The sequence below is a fragment of the Streptomyces sp. NBC_01426 genome (assembly GCF_036231985.1).
In the GTDB taxonomy this organism is placed as follows: Bacteria; Actinomycetota; Actinomycetes; order Streptomycetales; family Streptomycetaceae; genus Streptomyces.
In genome coordinates, this window is record NZ_CP109500.1 from 1,951,196 (window position 1) to 1,968,914 (window position 17,719).

The following is a 17,719-nucleotide window of genomic DNA, read 5'->3' on the forward strand; positions in this document are numbered from 1 at the left end:
AGGACCTCGTCGATGATGGACTCGCCCCCCGCTGACAGGCTCTGCGAAGCCGGCAGCCTGATTCCGCCCCGCCGAGGGGCGCAATCAGGCCGTAGTCGTGGGCCGTGACCGGCTCTTGCGCGGTGGCTTGCATACGGGGCACGGCTTGTCGGAGCCGCCTCGACGCGTCCGCTGGTCAGGGGTTGCCTCCCAGCGGCTGTGGCATCCGGGCTTCCGGCATCGCCACCGGCACGGCATGGTGGAGCTCGGCCGAAGGTCTGCTGCCGTCCACGTCGGTTCGCCGATGACCTCGACGAGTTCACTTGCGATCACCTCGTGACGGTCCACGAGCGCCTGGCCCGGCTGCGGGCGAATCCGGCCGGCCGTGCTGCGCTTGCGGGCGCACGTGGGGCAACCACTCGACTGGCCTGTGCGGCGGTTGAGCGGTGCGGGGTACATTTCCCCGCACCGGGGGTCCGGGCATTTCCAGAGGCAGTCCTGGTTCGCGTTCGGGAGCACATCGAACGCGGTCCAGTCCGGGTGACCGATCACCTCCACGAGTTCGGCAGCCATCTCCCGATTGACATCACCGAGTGATGTACCAGGGGCGGGGCGCCTCTTCTTCGTGGCCATCCGCTTGTAACCGCATTTGCGACATCCGCGACCGGCGAGAGCACGGGTGTACACGGGAACGTCCCACTCGTGTCCGCAGTCCGCCTCCTGACACTTCCAGGTGCAGAGGTCATTACAGCCTGGAGTCATACGGGCGAGGCCCACGCCGGGGTTGGTGAGGTTGGCGACAAACTCGGCTTCGAGGTGCGGAGCGGCGGCCAGTGCTGAGGTCGCGGGTGCGGCTACGGCCTGCTGCCAGAGCTGCGCTCCCTTCATGAGCGCTGTCGTGACCTCGGGAGGAGCCAGTTCCTTCCAAGGCAGACCCCGGCCCCGGAGTAGCGAACCGACGGCCCTGACCCAGTCTTCGGGGTCTACTCCTGGGCCCGCCTCGAAGTGGGTGGTCCCTGGCAGCGGGATCGCTGGCAGCCCTCGCGCCCGGATCCTCTCGAAGACGAGGCCAGCGGCGCGGGCGGCCTGAGCCTTCGCGGTGTCACGCTTCAGGCTGTCCGGCTGGTTGTGGGTCCACGCCGGATCCAGGTCGATCAACAGGTCCGGGCCGGGCAGGAACAGGTCGAAGCGGTCCTCCTTCCTGCCGGGCAGACGGACCCGGTGGTCGAGTTCAACGGCGAGTCCCGAAGCCGCCTCGACGAGCATCGCGACGTTGCACTCGAACAGAGAACGCCCGTGCCCGGAGCAATGCGGACAGCCCCGCTGATTAGTGCGGTTGGCGACGGTGGCTGGCCAGGAGTGGCCTTGCTCGCACTCCCATTCACACATGTCGTGGGATTGGGTCCTCAGCGTGTCGGGCCCGCGAGAGGGCCGGTCCTTATTGCGCCGGAACTGTGCGGTCAGGACCTGATCCACCTCGGCCAGCGACTCTCCGGGACCCGGAGCGCGGTTTCGGCGCTTTGAGCAATCCGGGCACCCTGTGGGGTTGATGCTTCGCGCCCTGAAGTGGAAGCGGGTCACCCACTCGTGGCCGCACCCCTCCTCGGCGCAGCGCCACCGGCATTGGTCCGGGGACGATATTGGCAGGTCCTCCAGGGTACGGTCCGGGCTGGAGAGGTTGCTGACGAACTCCGCCCGGAGTCGACTCCGGACTGCTGCGATCTCGCTGCCTCCACGTCGCTTTCCCATGGCCGGTGATCCTCGCAGCACGCACTGACAACGGCGCCGTAGAGGTTCTCACCGAAGGGGCACGGCCGGCTGTGACAGGGGGTGGCGGAGCCCTTCCTGCCGATGCCGGGCCGGTCTCTACACCTTGAGGACGATCCAGCTGAACTGGTCGCCCGATTCCAGTTTTTCGAAGCCCTCGCCCACCCGGTCCAGTGGCCGCGTCTCGTCGATCACCGGTCGGACCCCGTCGCGGCGCAGAAAGAGAGCCGGTCCTCCAGTTCGCCCTTCGGACACATGCTGGAGCCGACCACCTTGAGCTCCAGAAAGAAGATCCGGGTCAGCTCGGCGTGCGTCGGCGATTCACGCTCCCTCCTGCTCCCACCCCGCCACTACGTCGGGTAACGTTCCGGTCGCCCGGATCACCGCTCCGGCCAGCGGAAATCCTCCACCCGAAGCACCCTCCGCTGGGGGGAATCTGGGGGGAATGGAGCCCCGTTGGGGGGCGGCTGGGGGGAATCGGCTGTATTCACGGGCAGCACGGTGAAAGGGGCGGAAAGACAGATCGCCGCAGGTCGGACTGCCTATGCAGTCGATTTCCGCAGGTCAGCGGTGTGAGGGTGACGACTTCAAGAAGATCTCCGCCTGGGCCGCCATCCTCTTCGCCCCCACCCTGGTCGGCACCATCTACGGCATGAACTTCGAGGTCATGCCGGAACTCAAGTGGGCCGCCGGCTACCCCTTCGCGGTCCTGCTGATGGCGGTGGTCTGCGTCAGCCTGTACCTCATCTTCAAGAAGCGCGACTGGTTGTAGCCGGCGCATCAGCGCCGTTGAGTGCGTCCCCTCTCGCGAACGTCGAGAAGCAGCCAATCGCGCCGGCTTGATCGCGTCGGACGGGGCACTCCACACCCGGCGGGGCGACACCTCACCACGTACCCCGGCGTCGATGAACCGGGCGCGACCGGCCTGTCGATGAGGTCCGGTGGGGGTTTGGTCGGCGGTGTACCGGTTCCATGTGAGGGATTGTCACCTCTCTCGTGAAGAAGTGCTGACGAATCGGCAACGGGCGGGGTGACCGGCGGCGGATGCCCGGTCGAAGGACCCAGTCAACGCGCTTTTGCAACGGCCGGGTTGGGGGTAGGCGCCGCGATGGCGGGCGTCCGGACAGCCGAAGATCCGGTGATAGCATCCCGGCATCTGTGATCTTGATCCGTTTTGACACGGATGCTGATGTGTGATTGACGGCATGCTCTCCGCGTAACAGCAGGTGGACCGTGCCGATCAGCTGTGTTGCGGGGCCTCGTGAGGTGTATCTGCAGCCGTCCGCATGCCATGCGCCGGGAAAGGTTTCCATGAATCGAGACGCACTTGTGTGGTGCCTGGTTGCGGTGGCGGCGATAGCCGTTGTCGCCGTCGTGGCACTCGTCGCCCGCAACAGAGCACTGGGGGCGAAGAAGAAGCAGACCGAGGCCGAACTGAGGGACCGGCTCCTCGCGGCAGACAGCCATCTGCACGCGTCACGCGCCGAGCTGCAGAGGTTCCGCAACGAGCAGGACGCCACGCTCCGCGCGGCCAAGGAAGCGGCGGAGGAGAACACCAAGGCCGTCCTCAAGGGTGCCGCGAGCCTTCTGCAGAGCCTCGCGGCCGAGCAGACGACGCTGTTGGACGGCATCCAGCGCAAGTTCGGCGGACACGCCGTCCTCGGCGACCTGTTGGACGTCAACCACGCCAACGCGCAGATGGCGCGCAAGGCTCAGGGCATCGCCGTCATGTGCGGTGCGCCGCTCGGCCGTCGCAACCGGCCCGCCAGCGTCTACGACGTGGTGCGCAGCGCCCAGGGTCAGATCCGCAACTTCCACCGGGTCGCCATCATGCAGCAGACCAGTCTCGCCCTGAAGGCGTACGCGGTCGCGCCCGTCGCCCTCGCCGTGGCGGAGCTGCTGGACAACGCGGCCAGCTTCTCGCAGCACGACGCGCCGATCGAGGTCACGTTCCAGCGCGTCCAGAACAACCTGTGCATCGTCATCGACGACGCCGGTGTGAGCATGAACGACGAAGAGCGGCAGCGGGCGACCGCACTGCTCTCCGGGGAGATCGCCCCCCGTCTGTCGCAGCTCGGAACCCAGCCGAAGTTCGGGTTCCCGGTCATCGGCCTGATCGCGCGTCAGCACGGTTTCAAGGTCGACGTCACCGGAGTCTCCCGATACGGCGGCGTCAGGGCCGTCGTCCTCTTGCCCGAGGAGCTGTGGACCATGGAGGAGATTCCGGCCGCCCAGGAGGCTCCGGTCAGCGACATCCGGCGCGCCACCGAGAGCCGGCCCCAGGGCGTGACCTCGCGCACGATGCACGGGCTGCCCAAGCGCGGCTCGCGCCAGGCGCCCATCGCGAGCGTCCCCGACCCCGACACCACCTCGTCGGCGCCGCGGACCCCGGGGGAAACGGGCCGCGCTTCCGGGCGCAGCCTGGGGGCCTTCCAACGCGGCACGCTCTCCGGCCGCAATCTTGACGCCACCTCGTTCGAAGGGCCCGAAGAGGCATGACCGCAGACCTGTCGTGGATGCTGGAGGACATCGTGCACAACGTGCCCCGTGCACGGCACGCCGTCCTGTTGTCCGCGGACGGCCTCCCTCGCGGCGCGACGGAAGGCCTGGCCGAGAAGGATGTGCGCACCATCTCCGCGGCCATGGCCGGGATGCAGTCGCTCAGCCGGGCGACGGCCCACTTCGCCGGACCGGAGGAGGACCGGCAGTGGAACCAGACCGTCATCGAGTTCTCGCACGGCTGGATCTTCCTGATCGGGGCGGGGCAGGGCTCCTACCTCGCCGCCGCGGCCGCACCCGATGTGGACATGCAGCAGATCTCCTTCCGCATGCACCGCCTCGTCGCCCGTCTGGGCAACAACCTCACCTCACCGCCTCGGGTGAACGCCGAGGACGCCGGAGGGTCGCGGGGGAACGCCCCCCGGCACCAGAGTTCCGGTGACGCGGGATTCGCCCTCGGCGAGCTCGACCAGGTGATGTCCGAGGTCAAGGGTGCCCGCCACGCCGTGCTGCTGGGATCGGACGGTCTTCCCCGCGGGGCGACCAGTGGGATGAGCCGCGACCTCGCGGACACGATCTCCGCGGCCATGACGGGCATCCACGCCTACAGCCGGGTCACCTCCCAGTTCGCCGGGGTGACCGAGGACGCGCAATGGCGTCAGACGGTCATCGAGTTCCAGCACGGATGGATCTTCCTGATGGCGGCCGGCCCCGATGGTTTCCTGGCTGCCGCCGCCGAACACGACTGTGACATAGAACAGTTCACCACGCGTCTGCACGAGGTGGTTCCCGGACTGACCGCGGCGGCGACACCGGGGAAGGGGACAGACCATGTCTGATGGGCCCGAACAGGATCAAGAGCTGGAACTGACGTCACCGTTAGTCCCCCTCTTCGTGATCACGAACGGACGCGCGCTGCCCCCGGACCACGAGTACGAGCACACGACGCTCGTGACGGCGGCGGTGGAGAACGGACAGGCCGCAGCGCGCACCCTGTCCCCGGAGGCGGGGCAGGTCATGGACCTGGTCGCCGACGGCTTCCTGTCCGTGGCCGAGGTGGCGGGGCACACGCACCTGCCCCTGGGCATCGTCCGCATCCTGCTGGCGCAGTTGGAGGAGGAGAACCTCATCCTCGCGAGGACACCGATACCGCGCGCCGAACGTGTCGACAGGGAACTGGTCAGCGCCGTTCTCGAAGGCCTGAAGAATCGATTCGGAGCGTAGCGCGTGTACCTGGATCCAGATGTCTCCCACGCGGTGAAGATCCTGATAGTGGGGCACTTCGGGGTCGGCAAGACCACCTGCATAGGCAGTCTCTCCGAGATCGAGCCCCTACGGACCGAGGAAGAGATCACCGAAGCCAGCGTGGGCTTCGACGACCTGTCGGGCACCCCCGACAAGAAGACCACCACCGTCGCGATGGACTTCGGTCGGCTCACGCTCAGCGACACCCTGGTGCTCTACCTCTTCGGAACGCCCGGTCAGGAGCGCTTCAAGGAGATGTGGGAGGAGCTCTCCCGGGGGGCGCTGGGCGCGCTGGTCCTCGTCGACCCGGAGCGGCTGCACGAGTCCTTCCCCGTCCTGGACCTCGTCGAGCGTTTCGGCCTGACGTACGCCATCGCCGTGAACCACTTCGAGGGCACCACGCACTACCCGCTCGACGAGGTGCGCGAGGCTCTGAACCTCACCGCCGAGACCCCGGTCGTGGAGTGCGACGTGCGGGACGAGAACTCCTCCGCGCGGGCCCTCATCACCCTCGTGACCCACCTCATGTCCCAACTCGGCTAGGAGCGCAGCAATGCAACAGCCCCGTGAACCGCAGGAGATACCCCCCGGCTGCCCCGCGCACGGGAACGTCCGGATGTACGGCCCGTCGTTCGGAGCCGACCCCGACAGCCACTACGCAGGGCTGCGTGCGTTCGGCCCCAGTGCGCCCGTGGACATCGCCCCCGACGTCCAGGCCGAGCTCGTCACGAGCTACGACGCCGCCCTGTACGTCCTGCAGAACCCCTCTTCCTTCGTGCGCGACTCCCGCCGCTGGAACGCCCTGAACGAAGGGCGCGTCCCGGCCGACAGCCCGGCGCTGCCCATGTTGGGTTACCGCCCCAACGCGTTGTTCAGCGACGGCGCGGCGCACGCGCGGCTGCGTCGGGCCGTCACCGACAGTCTCGCCACGGTCAACGAGCACCAGCTCATCCGGCAGACGCAGCAGTCCGCCAACTACCTGATCAGCCAGTTCAGCACCGACGTCCTCGGGCAGGCGGAGCTGATGGCCGAGTACGCCCAGCCGCTGCCCCTGCTGGTCTTCAGCGAGCTGTTCGGCTGCCCGCCCGAGATCGGCGACCGCGTGATCGCCGGGATCAGTGGCATCTTCCAGGGAACGCCCGGGGCCGACGAGGTGCTCGGCGGGGCGCTCACCGAGCTGATCGCCCTCAAGCGGCGGCGCCCCACGGACGACCTGACGACACGTCTGATGGAGCACTCGGCCCAGCTGAGCGACGAGGAGGTGCTGCACCAGCTGGTCACCCTGCTCTCCGGTGGCACCGCGCCGCTGGCCGCGACGATCGGCACCAGCAGCGCCCTGTACCTGGGAGAGGACTGGCAGGTCGGCCTTCCGGTCGAGGACGCGGTCTCCCAGACCCTCTGGAACTACGCGCCGATCGCCAACTACGCGGCGCACTATCCCACGCACGACGTCGAGTTGGGCGACAGGCTGGTCCGGGCCAACGACCCGGTCCTGATCTCCTTCGCCGCGGCCAACACCGACCCGAAGCTGACGGAGCACCGCGAACAGTTGAGCGCCAAGGCGCACTTGGCGTTCGGTGCGGGCCCGCACGCCTGTCCCGCCAAGGACCCGGCTTTCATGATCGCCGTGACTGCGGTCGAGACGCTGCTGAACCAGCTTCTCGACGTCGAGCTGCGTGTCCCGTTCAAGGCGCTGACCTGGGCGCCGAGCCCGTGGAGCCGCACGCTGGTCACCCTCCCGATCCGCTTCACTCCGAGGGCCGCTCCCCAGGGCGCCGGGTCGACCGGGCCGGCCGGTTCGAACGCGGGCCAGGCGCCCCAGCAGCAGACGGCCGCCTCCGCGACCTCGCACGCCGGACCCTCGCGTGCGAACGCCGGCTTCGCGCCGCAACCCAAGGGCGGCCTGTTCAGCCGCTTCCTGGCCTGGACCAGGGGCGAGTGAGACCAGTGTGATTCTAGTAACCTCCTGAGTACTCAGTGGTAGGGGATGCTCGAACGATCACGTGGGTATGCATGGCGGCTGGTTCTCAGAAAGGAGCCGCCATATGGGGGTTGCCACAACTCCGTCGTACGACCGCCGGGCGTCCGCCTCCCTCTTCTCCCGTCTACGGACGGCCAGAGGGCAGGCCGACCCCTTCCCGATCTACGCCGAACTCCTGGAGCGCGGCGAGGTGGTGCCCGCCCCCTGGGGCGGCTTCGCCGTGACGGGCTTCGCCGCATGCGACCAGGTGCTGCGCAGCCGCCAATGGCTGGAGCCCGACCGGGAATGGCGGGAGCGGCAGGGGCTCGGGACGCGCTGGAACGCCCCCTCCTCACGCGAGATGAGCAACACGCTCGCCGCGCTCAACGCCCCGGACCACACCAAGGTGCGCCGGGCGGCGGGCTCCTTCGACCGGAACACCGTCGAGCGCATCGGCAGCAAGGTGAACCGGACCGCGGATCGGCTCCTCGACACGTTCACGGAGCGAATACGCACCGGCGAGGCGGACTTCTCGGAGCTTGTCTGCGAGGAGCTGCCGGTGGCCACCATAGGTGACTGGCTCGGGCTGCCGCAGGCCGACTGGCCCCGGCTCCGAGAGTTGACGCACGACCAGGTCTTCACCCAGGAGTTGCTGCCGTCGGCCAGCCAACTGGCCTTGTCCGACGCGGCCACGGCCGAACTCCGCACCTACTTCATGGAGCTGGTGCGCGATCGCCGCACCCACCCCGGCGACGACCCCGTCACCCGGTGGATCCAGACGTGGGACGCGATCGAGCCCGACCGGGACAAGGCCGACGAGGCGGTCTACTTCCTCGTGTTGTTCGTCCTGCTGGCCGCCCTGGAGACCACCGCGACCCTCCTCTCGACGATGACGCTCCGGCTCGTCGAAAGCCCGGAACGCTGGGACATGGTCGCCGACAACCCCGACCTCGTGCCCGGGTTCGTGGAGGAAACGCTTCGCTACGACCCGCCCACCCACGTGATCAGCAGGATCGCATCGCAGGACTCCGTGCTGGGAGGCATCGAGATCCGCCGCGACGAGATGGTCCACCTCATGATCGGAGCGGCGCACCGGGACCCCGCCAGACACGGCGACGCGGACCGGTTCGACCCCGAACGCACCCCCGACCACCTCGCGTTCAGTGGCGGCATCCACTACTGCCTCGGCGCGCCACTGGCCCGCCTCGAAGCACAGACCCTGCTGCGCCAACTGATCCGGCGCCTCCCCCGCCTCACCCTCGTACGCCCCCCGTCGATGGCGCCCCGCGTGGCGTTCCGGCGCCTGCTGAACCTGGACGTAGCACTCGCATGACCGACACCACCCCCGCGCACGCCCCCACCCCCGCGTACGCACGAACCGCCACCAAGGCGATACGTACCGAGCAGGACGGCCCCGTCCTGCACGTCGGCCTCAACCCGTGGGGGCAGGACGACACGTTGGACTCCGCGGTCCTCGACGACCTCATCGCCCTGCTCGACGACCTCCACGAGAGACCCGACGTCCGGATCCTCACGCTGTCGTCGCTGGGTACGGACTTCTGCCTGGGCGCCGACCGCAACGAGTACCAGGAGGCATTGGCCGCCGACCCGTCCGGAGTGGGCCTGCGGCGCATCGCCGACAAAGCGCACCGCCTGTGCCAGGCCCTGGAGAACACCCACGCGGTCACCATCGCCCGACTGCACGGGCGGGTCATCGGCGCGGGTCTCGCCCTCGCCTCCTTCTGCGACCTGCGCGCCGGCGCCGACACCAGCCGCTTTCGCATGCCGGAGGTCGGCATAGGGCTACCGCCGGCATGGGGCGGGGCGATGGGGCGCCTGGTCTCCGAGGTCGGCGCCTCCAGGATCCGCGAACTCATGCTCACCTGCGACGTCTTCGACGCCGACACCGCCCACCGCATCGGTCTGCTCCACCGGACCGCGCCGCTCGACCAACTGGACAAGGTGATCGATTCCTGGACCAGACCCCTGGTCCGCCGCTCTCCCGAAGCCCTCGTCCTGACCAAACGGATGCTGGCCGGTTACGCGCGGGCGGACAGGACGGCGGACGTCTCCCTGCTCGACTCCCACCTCCTGGCAGCCACCCTCCACCAACACGCGAGGAGCTGATCCGGCCGGGGCCGCTGTCCGGCGGGTTGGGCGCCTGGTGGGTTGGTGCCTGGCGGGTTGATGCGGGCAGCCGGCCCGCCAAGGCCCTGGTGGTACCCGCCGACTCCGGTGCCTCCGCACCCGATCCGGTGCGGGGTCGTCCCGGGGCGGCCGGGGTGCGTCCGGGCAGTCAGGCGCAGTTGTCGCAGGCTCCGGCGGTGGGGAGTTGGACGAAGCAGGTGGGGCAGATCGGGGCCGGGGGCTCGGGTTCACGGGCGCGGCGGCGGGCGAGGGCGGCTTCGAGACGGGGGGCGAGTGCGGGTTCGCCGCCGCCCGGGGGCAGGGTGGCGCCGAAGCGGCGGTAGCACTCCAGCCGGGACACGGCCGCGTGGTTCTCGCGGTCGGTGGCTTCCGTCGTCACCTGTTCCCCGGAGAGTTCCAGGACTTCCCGGTAGCCCTCACCGACCATGCCGTCGTCGGTGCGGACCACCAGGGCGGTCAGGGGCGGGTCGCCCCGTCGGTGTGCCTCGTGCACCACCCTGCCGAGGACGGCGCCGATCCAGTTGTGGAGCAGCGCGGAGGTGCGGATGCCCGAGGCCTGCTGGACGTCCTCGCCGAGGTCCTTGTAGGTGATGACGGCGTGATAGGTGCCGGCCACCCCCGACAGGCGCGGATAGGCCTCGCGGGCCCAGGCTTCGTGTGCCTCGGTCGCCGCGACGGGGGAACCGTCGGCCTCGCGCCAATAGCCGCGCCGTGTCATGCGCCCACCTCGTCCGTCGGTCGGTCCGCCCAACCGCCGTTTCGGCGGTGGACGGGCCGGGTCGGGCATCGGGGGTTCGCCGGGTGCCCGTGTCCCGTTCATCCTGCTCCCGTGCGGGCCCGGGCTCAACCCGCTTCGACGAAGAGACGAAGAGGCGGAGAGGCGGAGAGGCGGAGAGGCGGAGAGGCGAGAAGCCTTGGGCGCGTGTCCCGCGGCCGGGCCCGGCGAGACCCGTCAGGCCGTCCCGGGGACGGTGGGAGCGGCGGATGCCGCAGGTGTCGGGGACGTCGCCGGGGTCAGCAGCCGGGCGCGCAGCCGGGCCACGGTCTCCGGGGTGATGCCGACGTGGTCCGTGAGGTAGGCCGTCGGGGAGCCGTGGCGGGCTTCCAGGTCCGCGAGGACGAGCCCCATGACGGTGGCCGGGGCGCGCCCGTACGCGGGCCAGCGCATGGTGCGGCCGGGGTGGGCGGTGTGCCAGTCGGCCTTGAGACGTTCGGTGGCCAGTTCGGTGAGGGCGAAGTCGGCCAGGATCTCTTCCTCGGGCACGTCGAGGAGGGTCAGTACGAAGGCCGCGATCAGCCCGGTGCGGTCCTTGCCGGACGTGCAGTGGAAAACGGTCGGTCCCGGTTCGGCGTCGGCGATCAGCTCGATGGCCTGCCGGATCTCCTCGACGCCGTCCTCCGTCACCTCGGCGAAGCGGTCGGCGAGGTAGCGCCAGGGGTCGATGTCGGGGTCGATCTCGGCCTGGTCGTAGGGGCGGTGCTCGATGCTGAGGTTGGCGTACGTGAAGCGGTGCGGCTCGGGGACCCGGCCCTTGGCGTCGGCTTCCCAGGGGTAGCGGAGGTCGATGACGGTACGGATGCCCAGGGCGAGGAACCGGTCCCAGTCGGCGCCCCGGAGCTTGCCGAGCGAGTCGGAGCGGTACAGGGCCCCCGGGACGACGGTTCGGCCGTCGGCGGAGCGGTGGCCGCCCAGGTCGCGGAAGTTGTGCAGGCGCTCGAACTCGATGTGGCGGGCGGTCACTCGGCTGCTCCCTCGGGTGCGGTGGTCTTCCGGCCGCCAGCATGCCTCAGGTGATCGACTCGGGGGCGTGCGGGGGTGGCGGGCGCCGCCCGGAACAGGACGAACCGGCGCGAAGGGCCACCACCGTCATGTCCCGTGCGGGGCCGTCGTGTTCAGCGCCCCGGCAGGGCCGGGCGCGGCGGCCCGCCGTAGTAGCGACGACAGGCGCGCAGCATGCCCTCCGCCGACAGGGTGAACACGTCGACGAACTCCCACTGTTGGGGCGCGAGTCGCCCCATCGCCACCACACAGTCCCCGTCGGCGACGATCCGCGTGATGTCGTGGCGGGCCCCCGGTACCGGCGGGCACTCCAGATCGGCGCCGAGGGCTCCCGCGTGCAGCAACGATCCGTAGCCGTCGAGGTCTCCGGTGTCGAGGTAGTGGTAGGCCAGGCGCACGTGGTCGACCCCGGAGTCGGTGACGACGCGGCTGGGTGGCGGGACCCGCCCGGCGTGCCGACTGTTCATGGGAAGTCCTTTCGTACGGCCGCACCCCGACCGGCGGCGCAGGTCCACGGTGCCCCGGGGTCATAACCCGGTGCTATCCCCGCCCTATCACGGTTCACGCGCACGAAACCCCCACACCATGGACACCGGGGAGGTGTTCGGGGAGACTTGCCCAGCGCTCCACCCGTTCTCAGGCGTTGCCCCAGCTGGGAGACTCATGACTGTTTCGTCCGGCGGGGTGTTCCACACCCCGGACGCGGTGGTTTTCCGGATCCTCGGACCGTTACAGGTGACCGGCCTCCACGGGCCGGTGAGGATTCCCCCCGGGCGGCAGGAGGTCATTCTCGCCGCCCTGCTCCTTGAGGCGAACCGGGTGGTCAGCACCGACTACCTGGTCGATCTGATCTGGGACGACGAACCGCCGGACACGGCGCGCACCCAGGTGCAGATCTGTGTCTCGCGGTTGCGGAAGCTGTTCACGAAGGCGGCCATCGCCGCCGCGATCACCACGCGACCGCCGGGTTACGTGCTCAAGACGGAGGGCGACCTCGTCGACGCGGCGTTGTTCGCCCGCAAGGTCGCGGACGCGCGGGCCGCCGCACGACAGGGCGACGCAACCGAGGCCGTGGAACTGCTGCGCTCGGCTGGCGAGTTGTGGCAGGGAGACTGCCTGAGTGGTGTGTCGAGCGAGACGTTGCGCAGCAAGGCCCTTCAGCTGGACGAGGAGCGGCTGACGGCCGTGGAGACCCGCATCGAGTTGGACCTGGACCTGGGGCGGCACCATCAGCTCGTGGGCGAGATCCAGTTGTTGGTACGGGTCCACCCGCTGCGGGAGCGGCTGCGCGGGCAGTTGATGCTGGCCCTGTACCGGTCGGGGCGGCAGGCGGAGGCGTTGGAGAGCTACCGCGTCGGGCGCGACCTGCTGGTGGAGGACCTGGGCCTGGAGCCCGGTGGGGCATTGCGCCGGCTGGAGCGGGACATCCTGTCGGGTGCGGTTGCGCCGCTGCCGTCGGAGACCGGGCCGGGCGCACCCACTGCGGGGGGCACGCGCGTCGCGGGGTTCGACAGACCCGGGCCCGGCCGTGCGCCGGGTGGTGGCACCCACCCCGGGTCGACCGGAGGCGGGTACGCCGAGCAGCGCCGGGACCGGGCCGACGACGCCGGGCCGACCGCGACCACGCTCCTGACCGTGACCTCGACTCCCCCGGCGGGCCGGGTCCCGGCCGGCCGGGGCCCCTCCGACGGCGACCCGACCGGATCCGCGGGGTACCGCCCGGCCACGACGGCCCCTCCGACGGAACGGCACGGCACGGACGACCCACACACGACACACGGGCAGTACACGCAGCACGCCACGGACGGGCCACACGCGCAGCACGGCACGCACACCCAGAACGGCACGGACGCGCAGCAGGGCACGGGCGGGCCGCAGCAGCGGGTGGCGGGCGGCGCCGGGTTCCGCGAGGAGGTTCCGCGTCAACTTCCGGCCGACACCTCCGACTTCGTCGGCGACGAGGAGCAGATCGCCCGGGTCGAAAGGACGTTGCTCGGCGACGGGGATCGGCGGGCCGTGGGGCTCGCGGTGATCGTGGGCAAGCCCGGCACCGGAAAGTCCACGCTCGCCACTCACATCGCGCACCGGTTAAGTGAAACCTCTTTCCCCGACGGGCAGTTGTACTGCGATCTGCGCGGCACGGGAACCCCGGCCACGTCCGGCGAGGTGCTGGGCCGGTTCCTGCGGGCGCTCGGCATCCCCGGGCCGGTGATCCCCGAGTCGCAGGACGAGCGGGCCGAGATGTACCGGACCCTGTTGGCCGCGCGCCGGGTGCTGGTCGTCCTCGACGACGCGGCGTCCGAGAGTCAGATCCGTCCGCTGCTGCCCGGCAGCAACAGGTGCGCGGTCCTCGTCACCAGTCGGGTCCGCCTGACCGGGCTCCCCGGGGCGCACCGGGTGGAGCTCGACGTCATGGACACCGAACGGGCGTTGGAACTGTTGGCGCGGGTCGTCGGCGGCGACCGCGTCGGCCGTGAGGCGACGGCGGCGGAGGCGCTCGTACGGACGGTCGGCGGACTGCCCCTGGCCCTGCGGATCGTCGCGGCCCGGCTGGCGGCCCGACCGCACTGGCCGCTGTCCTCGATGGTGCACCGGCTCGCCAACGAGCGGCACCGCCTGGACGAGCTGACCCACGGCGAGATGACCATGCGGGCCAGCCTCTGCCTCACCCACGACGGGCTCGCCGCGGAGGACCGCCGGCTGCTGCGCCTGTTGAGCCTGGCGCAGGGGCCCACCCTGCCGGGGTGGCTGGCGGGGGCCCTGCTGGACGACCGGCGCCCCTTCCCCTCGGACCTCCTGGAACCGCTCGTCGACGTACAGATGCTGGACGTCGTCGGCGTGGACTCCACCGGTGGCTTCCGCTACCGCTTCCACGAGATCATTCGGGTCTTCGCCCGGGAGCAGTTGGCCACGCACGACGATGCGGGCACCCGGAGGGCGGCGGCCACCAGGATGCTCGGCGGTTGGCTCTCGCTGGCCGAGCAGGCTCACCGGCGCATCTACGGCGGGGACTTCACGGTGCTGCACGGCAGCGCGCCGCGCTGGGAGCCGCCGGCCGCGTGCGTGGACGAGTTGCTGGTCGATCCGCTGGAGTGGCTCGACAGCGAGCACGCGAACCTGGTGCAGGCCGTCGAGCACGCCGCCCGCGAACAACAGGACGAACTGTGCTGGGACCTGGCGACCACCCTGGCCACCCTGTTCGAGGGCCGCGGCTACTTCGACGACTGGGAGCGTACGCACCAACTCGCCCTGGAGTCGGTCCGGTCGGCCGGGAACACGCGCGGCACGGCGGCCCTGCTCGGCTCGCTCGGGGTGCTGTACCTGGGTCGCAGCCAGAACGAGGAGTCCCGCACCGCCTTGACGACGGCGCTCGGGCTGTTCCGGGAACTCGACGACCGGCAGGGCCTGGCGCTGTGCCACCGCGATCTGGCCCTGCTGGAGCGGATGCGGGGCGACGACGACCGGGCGCTCGGTCTGTACGACCGGGCGCTGCGGGATTTCGACCGGGTCGGTGACGTGGTGGGCCGGGCCATCGTCCTGACGCAGAGCGCGCACATCTGGATGCGGCGCGGGCAGGACGCGGCCGCGCAGAGCCGGCTGGACGAGGCGCTCGGCATCTACCGGTCCGTGGGGTACACGGGCGGTGAGGCCCGGACCCTGCGCAGGGCAGGTCAGTTGTCGCAGAGTCGGGGTGAACACGAGCGTGCGGTGCGGACGTTCACCGAGGTGTTGGAGCTCTGCCGCGCGAGCGGGGACCTGATCGGCGAGGGGCACCTGCTGCGGGACCTGGGGCACGCGCACGTGGAGATGGGCCGGGGTGAGGCCGCGCGGGGCTTCTACGCGCAGGCGCTGTCGGTGCGGGACCAGATGATGGACCACGGTGGCGCCGCGCTGGTGCGCCTGGACCTGGCGCGGTTGCTGGCCGCGAGCGGGAGCTCCGGGGAGCGGTCGCGTTCCCGCGAACTGCTGGAGACGGCGGTGCGGGCCTTCCGCGAGCGTCGGATGACGGTGGAGCTGGCCGAGGCGGAAGGCATGTTGGGCATCGGCGCGACGGCCGGCGCGCATGCGGGTGCGGGTACCGGTGCGGCTGCGGCTGCCGTCACCGTCATCGGTACAGCGGGAAGCACGGCGAGCCGTACGGCGGGCGGTACGGCGGGCGGTGCGGCTTCGGGTCCCGGTGTCGGGGGCGGTTCCTCGGCCGGGTCGGGGCACGGTCCGGTGCACCCTCCGGTACTCGGGCCGGTGATCGCGGCCCTGCCGGCCCGGGCGGTGCACGCGCCGGCGGCGGAGTCCGCCGCCGGGGTCTGACCGGCCGTCGTTCCCGAGCGGCGGGGCGTCAGTCCCACGGGTTGGTGTTGGTGGAGGCGCCCGCCGACGCGGCGTGCGAGGCGCCGGCCACGGCGGTGAGGCCGGCCGGGCCGGCGGCGTGGGCGGCCTGCGCCCCGAGGGTGGCGGCTCCGGCGATGGCGACGGTGACGAGGGCGGCGCGGAAGGCGTGGGTGACGCTCATGTCGGGGTCCTTTCATCGGTGCGCTCCGGTGGTTCCGGGGCGCTTCCTGCTTTCTGGACCTCACGTTAGGAACGGCCGGAATCCCCGGACCGGCCCCGCTCCTATCGCCGCGCTATCACCGTTGACCCGCGCTTTCGCGTCCCCGTGATAGCGGCGCCCGGCCGTCGGACGATGCCCGCGCGATAGCGCGTTGCCGACGATGGGAACAGGAACCGGGCCCGTCATCCCAGGCCCGCCCGTTCCCCCACCACCGCAGCCGGGAGCGCCCACATGACAGCTCACACCACCGCTCGCAGCGCCGCCCACACGAGCCCGCACGACACCCCCGTACGGGACGCACGGTGCGCGGCCCCCCTTCACCCCACTCGGCACGAACGACACCCACGACACACACGGCACGCCCGACCCGCGCGGCACCCGCCGCGCGCAGGACGCGTCGGACCCCGACGACGGGGCGGTGCGGGAGGCCTCGCGGGTGGGGGCCCTCATCAGAGGGCACCGGCTGCGCATCGGCATGACCCAGCGGGAACTGGCCGACCTGTCGACGATCAGTGTGCGGGCCATCCGCGATCTGGAGCAGGGCAAGGCGAGACGTCCGCGCCCCGACACGGTGCGGCTCATGGCGGACGCACTGCGGCTGGGCCCGCGGGCCCGCGCAGCGCTGGAGGCGGCCGCGCAGCAGGGCCGGCCGGGTGCGCAGGGGTGGACGGAGCCGCCCGCGCCGCCGACGGCCCTGCACGCGATCCTGGGCCGGGATGCCGAGGCGGGGCTCCTGGAGCGGGAGTTGGGGGCGGGCGCGGAGCGGTTGGCGCACGTGGTGGGGCTCGGCGGGGTGGGCAAGACCCGATTGGCGCTGGAGGTGGCGGACCGGTTGCACCGGGCCGGGATGCCCGTGTTGTGGCACGCCTTTCCCGGCGCCGCGGCGGACTACCTGACGTCCGGGGAGGGTGCGGTGCCGGCCCGGGCGGCGGCCGTCGCGGCCCGGCTGTGCGCCACCGCGGACCCGGCTTCCGCCGAGCGCACCTCCGGGCACGGCCCCGCAGGCGGAGGCGGTGACCCGCAGGACGCGGAGGCCGTGTCGGCGCTCGCGGAACTCCTGGGCGACAGGCCCGCGTTACTCGTCCTCGATGGTGCCCCTGCGGCCGCGCCCCGGTTCGACCTGTTGACGGCGCTGCTGCGGGCCTGCCCCGGCCTGCGGCTGCTGGTCACCTCGGACCGGCCGTGGGAGATACCGGGCGAGCGGATCTTCCTGCTCTCCCCCCTGGCGGTGCCGGTCGAGGGGGCGGTCGATTCTGCGGCCCCGGCCGTGCGGGTGTTCCTGGACCACGTCCGGCGGGTCCGGCCCGGCTTCGGCGCGACCTCGGCGGATCTGGAGCGGGCGGCGTGGATCTGCCGCCGCCTGGACGGCCATCCGGGAGCGCTCGCCGCGGCCGCGTCCTGGCTGGTGCTGTGCGATCTCGACGCCCTGTGCCGCAGCCTGGACGCCGACCCCGCGGCCCTCCTCGACCACCTCGGCGGCGGCGAGGGCACGGGACGCCTGCGGGCGGCGCTGCACGCGCTGCCGGACCGGCTCACACCGGGGGCGCGGGGCCTGCTGGAGGCGCTCTGCGCCGGCGCCGACGACGCGTTCACGCTGACCGGCATCACCGCGCTGACCGGCCGTGACCTGCCGGGCTCCGGCCGGCTGCTGCGGGAACTGCTGATCAGCGGGGCCGTGCGGGCCGCGCACGAGGTCGACGGTGCGCACTTCCGGGTACCGGGGCTGGTCCGGACCGCCTGCCGGGCACGGGCGGTCGTCTCCGTCTCCGCCGCCTCCTGACTTCTGCGGGAG

Annotated in this window: 14 protein-coding genes and 2 pseudogenes; 10 read left to right on the top strand and 6 right to left on the bottom strand. The window is 71.1% G+C overall.

Annotated elements, in window-relative coordinates; genetic code table 11:
- Nucleotides 1-84: 84 nt before the first annotated feature.
- Both OG906_RS43600 and OG906_RS08550 read right to left on the bottom strand, forming a co-directional pair.
- A complete protein-coding gene (locus OG906_RS43600) occupies nucleotides 85-1,728 on the bottom strand; it encodes a zinc-ribbon domain-containing protein (RefSeq protein ID WP_443067364.1) in 1,644 nt (547 codons plus the stop codon).
- 117 nt (nucleotides 1,729-1,845) lie between these two features.
- Nucleotides 1,846-2,069, bottom strand: a pseudogene (locus OG906_RS08550) (Zn-dependent oxidoreductase); the annotation flags it as partial.
- A 263-nt stretch (nucleotides 2,070-2,332) separates the two neighbouring features.
- Here OG906_RS08550 and OG906_RS08555 point away from each other — a divergent pair.
- The 8 genes and pseudogenes from OG906_RS08555 to OG906_RS08590 form a co-directional block, all read left to right on the top strand.
- Nucleotides 2,333-2,518, top strand: a pseudogene (locus OG906_RS08555) (CorA family divalent cation transporter); the annotation flags it as partial.
- Nucleotides 2,519-3,057: 539 nt separating this feature from the next.
- Nucleotides 3,058-4,245 carry an ATP-binding protein gene (locus OG906_RS08560; RefSeq protein WP_329441433.1) on the top strand — a complete coding sequence of 396 codons (1,188 nt, stop codon included), beginning with the start codon at nucleotides 3,058-3,060 and terminating at the stop codon, nucleotides 4,243-4,245.
- Nucleotides 4,242-5,084: a roadblock/LC7 domain-containing protein gene (locus tag OG906_RS08565; RefSeq protein ID WP_329441435.1), complete on the top strand. Its 843-nt coding sequence runs from the start codon at nucleotides 4,242-4,244 to the stop codon at nucleotides 5,082-5,084. The genes OG906_RS08560 and OG906_RS08565 overlap by 4 nt, the downstream gene beginning before the upstream one ends.
- Nucleotides 5,077-5,469 carry a DUF742 domain-containing protein gene (locus OG906_RS08570; RefSeq protein WP_329441437.1) on the top strand — a complete coding sequence of 131 codons (393 nt, stop codon included), beginning with the start codon at nucleotides 5,077-5,079 and terminating at the stop codon, nucleotides 5,467-5,469. The genes OG906_RS08565 and OG906_RS08570 overlap by 8 nt, the downstream gene beginning before the upstream one ends.
- Before the next feature lie 3 nt (nucleotides 5,470-5,472).
- A complete protein-coding gene (locus OG906_RS08575) occupies nucleotides 5,473-6,033 on the top strand; it encodes a GTP-binding protein (protein ID WP_267796009.1) in 561 nt (186 codons plus the stop codon).
- Nucleotides 6,034-6,043: 10 nt separating this feature from the next.
- The gene (locus OG906_RS08580; RefSeq protein ID WP_329441439.1) at nucleotides 6,044-7,432 is read left to right on the top strand and encodes a cytochrome P450; all 1,389 of its coding nucleotides are present in this window, start codon (nucleotides 6,044-6,046) and stop codon (nucleotides 7,430-7,432) included.
- Nucleotides 7,433-7,535: 103 nt separating this feature from the next.
- A complete protein-coding gene (locus tag OG906_RS08585; RefSeq protein WP_329441441.1) occupies nucleotides 7,536-8,783 on the top strand; it encodes a cytochrome P450 in 1,248 nt (415 codons plus the stop codon).
- Entirely contained in the window at nucleotides 8,780-9,577 is a 798-nt protein-coding gene (locus OG906_RS08590) for an enoyl-CoA hydratase/isomerase family protein (RefSeq protein WP_329441443.1), read from the top strand. The genes OG906_RS08585 and OG906_RS08590 overlap by 4 nt, the downstream gene beginning before the upstream one ends.
- A gap of 169 nt (nucleotides 9,578-9,746) precedes the next feature.
- Here the strand turns inward: OG906_RS08590 and OG906_RS08595 are convergent, their stop codons facing one another.
- From OG906_RS08595 to OG906_RS08605, 3 genes are all read right to left on the bottom strand, one after another.
- Entirely contained in the window at nucleotides 9,747-10,316 is a 570-nt protein-coding gene (locus OG906_RS08595; RefSeq protein ID WP_329441445.1) for a hypothetical protein, read from the bottom strand.
- A 234-nt stretch (nucleotides 10,317-10,550) separates the two neighbouring features.
- Nucleotides 10,551-11,339, bottom strand: a complete 789-nt coding sequence (locus OG906_RS08600) for a tyrosine-protein phosphatase (protein WP_329441446.1) — start codon at nucleotides 11,337-11,339, stop codon at nucleotides 10,551-10,553.
- Nucleotides 11,340-11,491: 152 nt separating this feature from the next.
- Nucleotides 11,492-11,845: a nuclear transport factor 2 family protein gene (locus tag OG906_RS08605; protein WP_329441448.1), complete on the bottom strand. Its 354-nt coding sequence runs from the start codon at nucleotides 11,843-11,845 to the stop codon at nucleotides 11,492-11,494.
- A 196-nt stretch (nucleotides 11,846-12,041) separates the two neighbouring features.
- On the opposite strand from OG906_RS08605, the gene OG906_RS08610 reads away from it, so the two are divergent.
- Entirely contained in the window at nucleotides 12,042-15,686 is a 3,645-nt protein-coding gene (locus OG906_RS08610; RefSeq protein ID WP_329441450.1) for an AfsR/SARP family transcriptional regulator, read from the top strand.
- Nucleotides 15,687-15,714: 28 nt separating this feature from the next.
- Here the strand turns inward: OG906_RS08610 and OG906_RS08615 are convergent, their stop codons facing one another.
- Entirely contained in the window at nucleotides 15,715-15,888 is a 174-nt protein-coding gene (locus OG906_RS08615; RefSeq protein ID WP_329441452.1) for a hypothetical protein, read from the bottom strand.
- A 475-nt stretch (nucleotides 15,889-16,363) separates the two neighbouring features.
- Here OG906_RS08615 and OG906_RS08620 point away from each other — a divergent pair, with 475 nt between their 5' ends.
- Nucleotides 16,364-17,707 carry a helix-turn-helix domain-containing protein gene (locus OG906_RS08620; RefSeq protein ID WP_329441454.1) on the top strand — a complete coding sequence of 448 codons (1,344 nt, stop codon included), beginning with the start codon at nucleotides 16,364-16,366 and terminating at the stop codon, nucleotides 17,705-17,707.
- Nucleotides 17,708-17,719 lie beyond the last annotated feature (12 nt).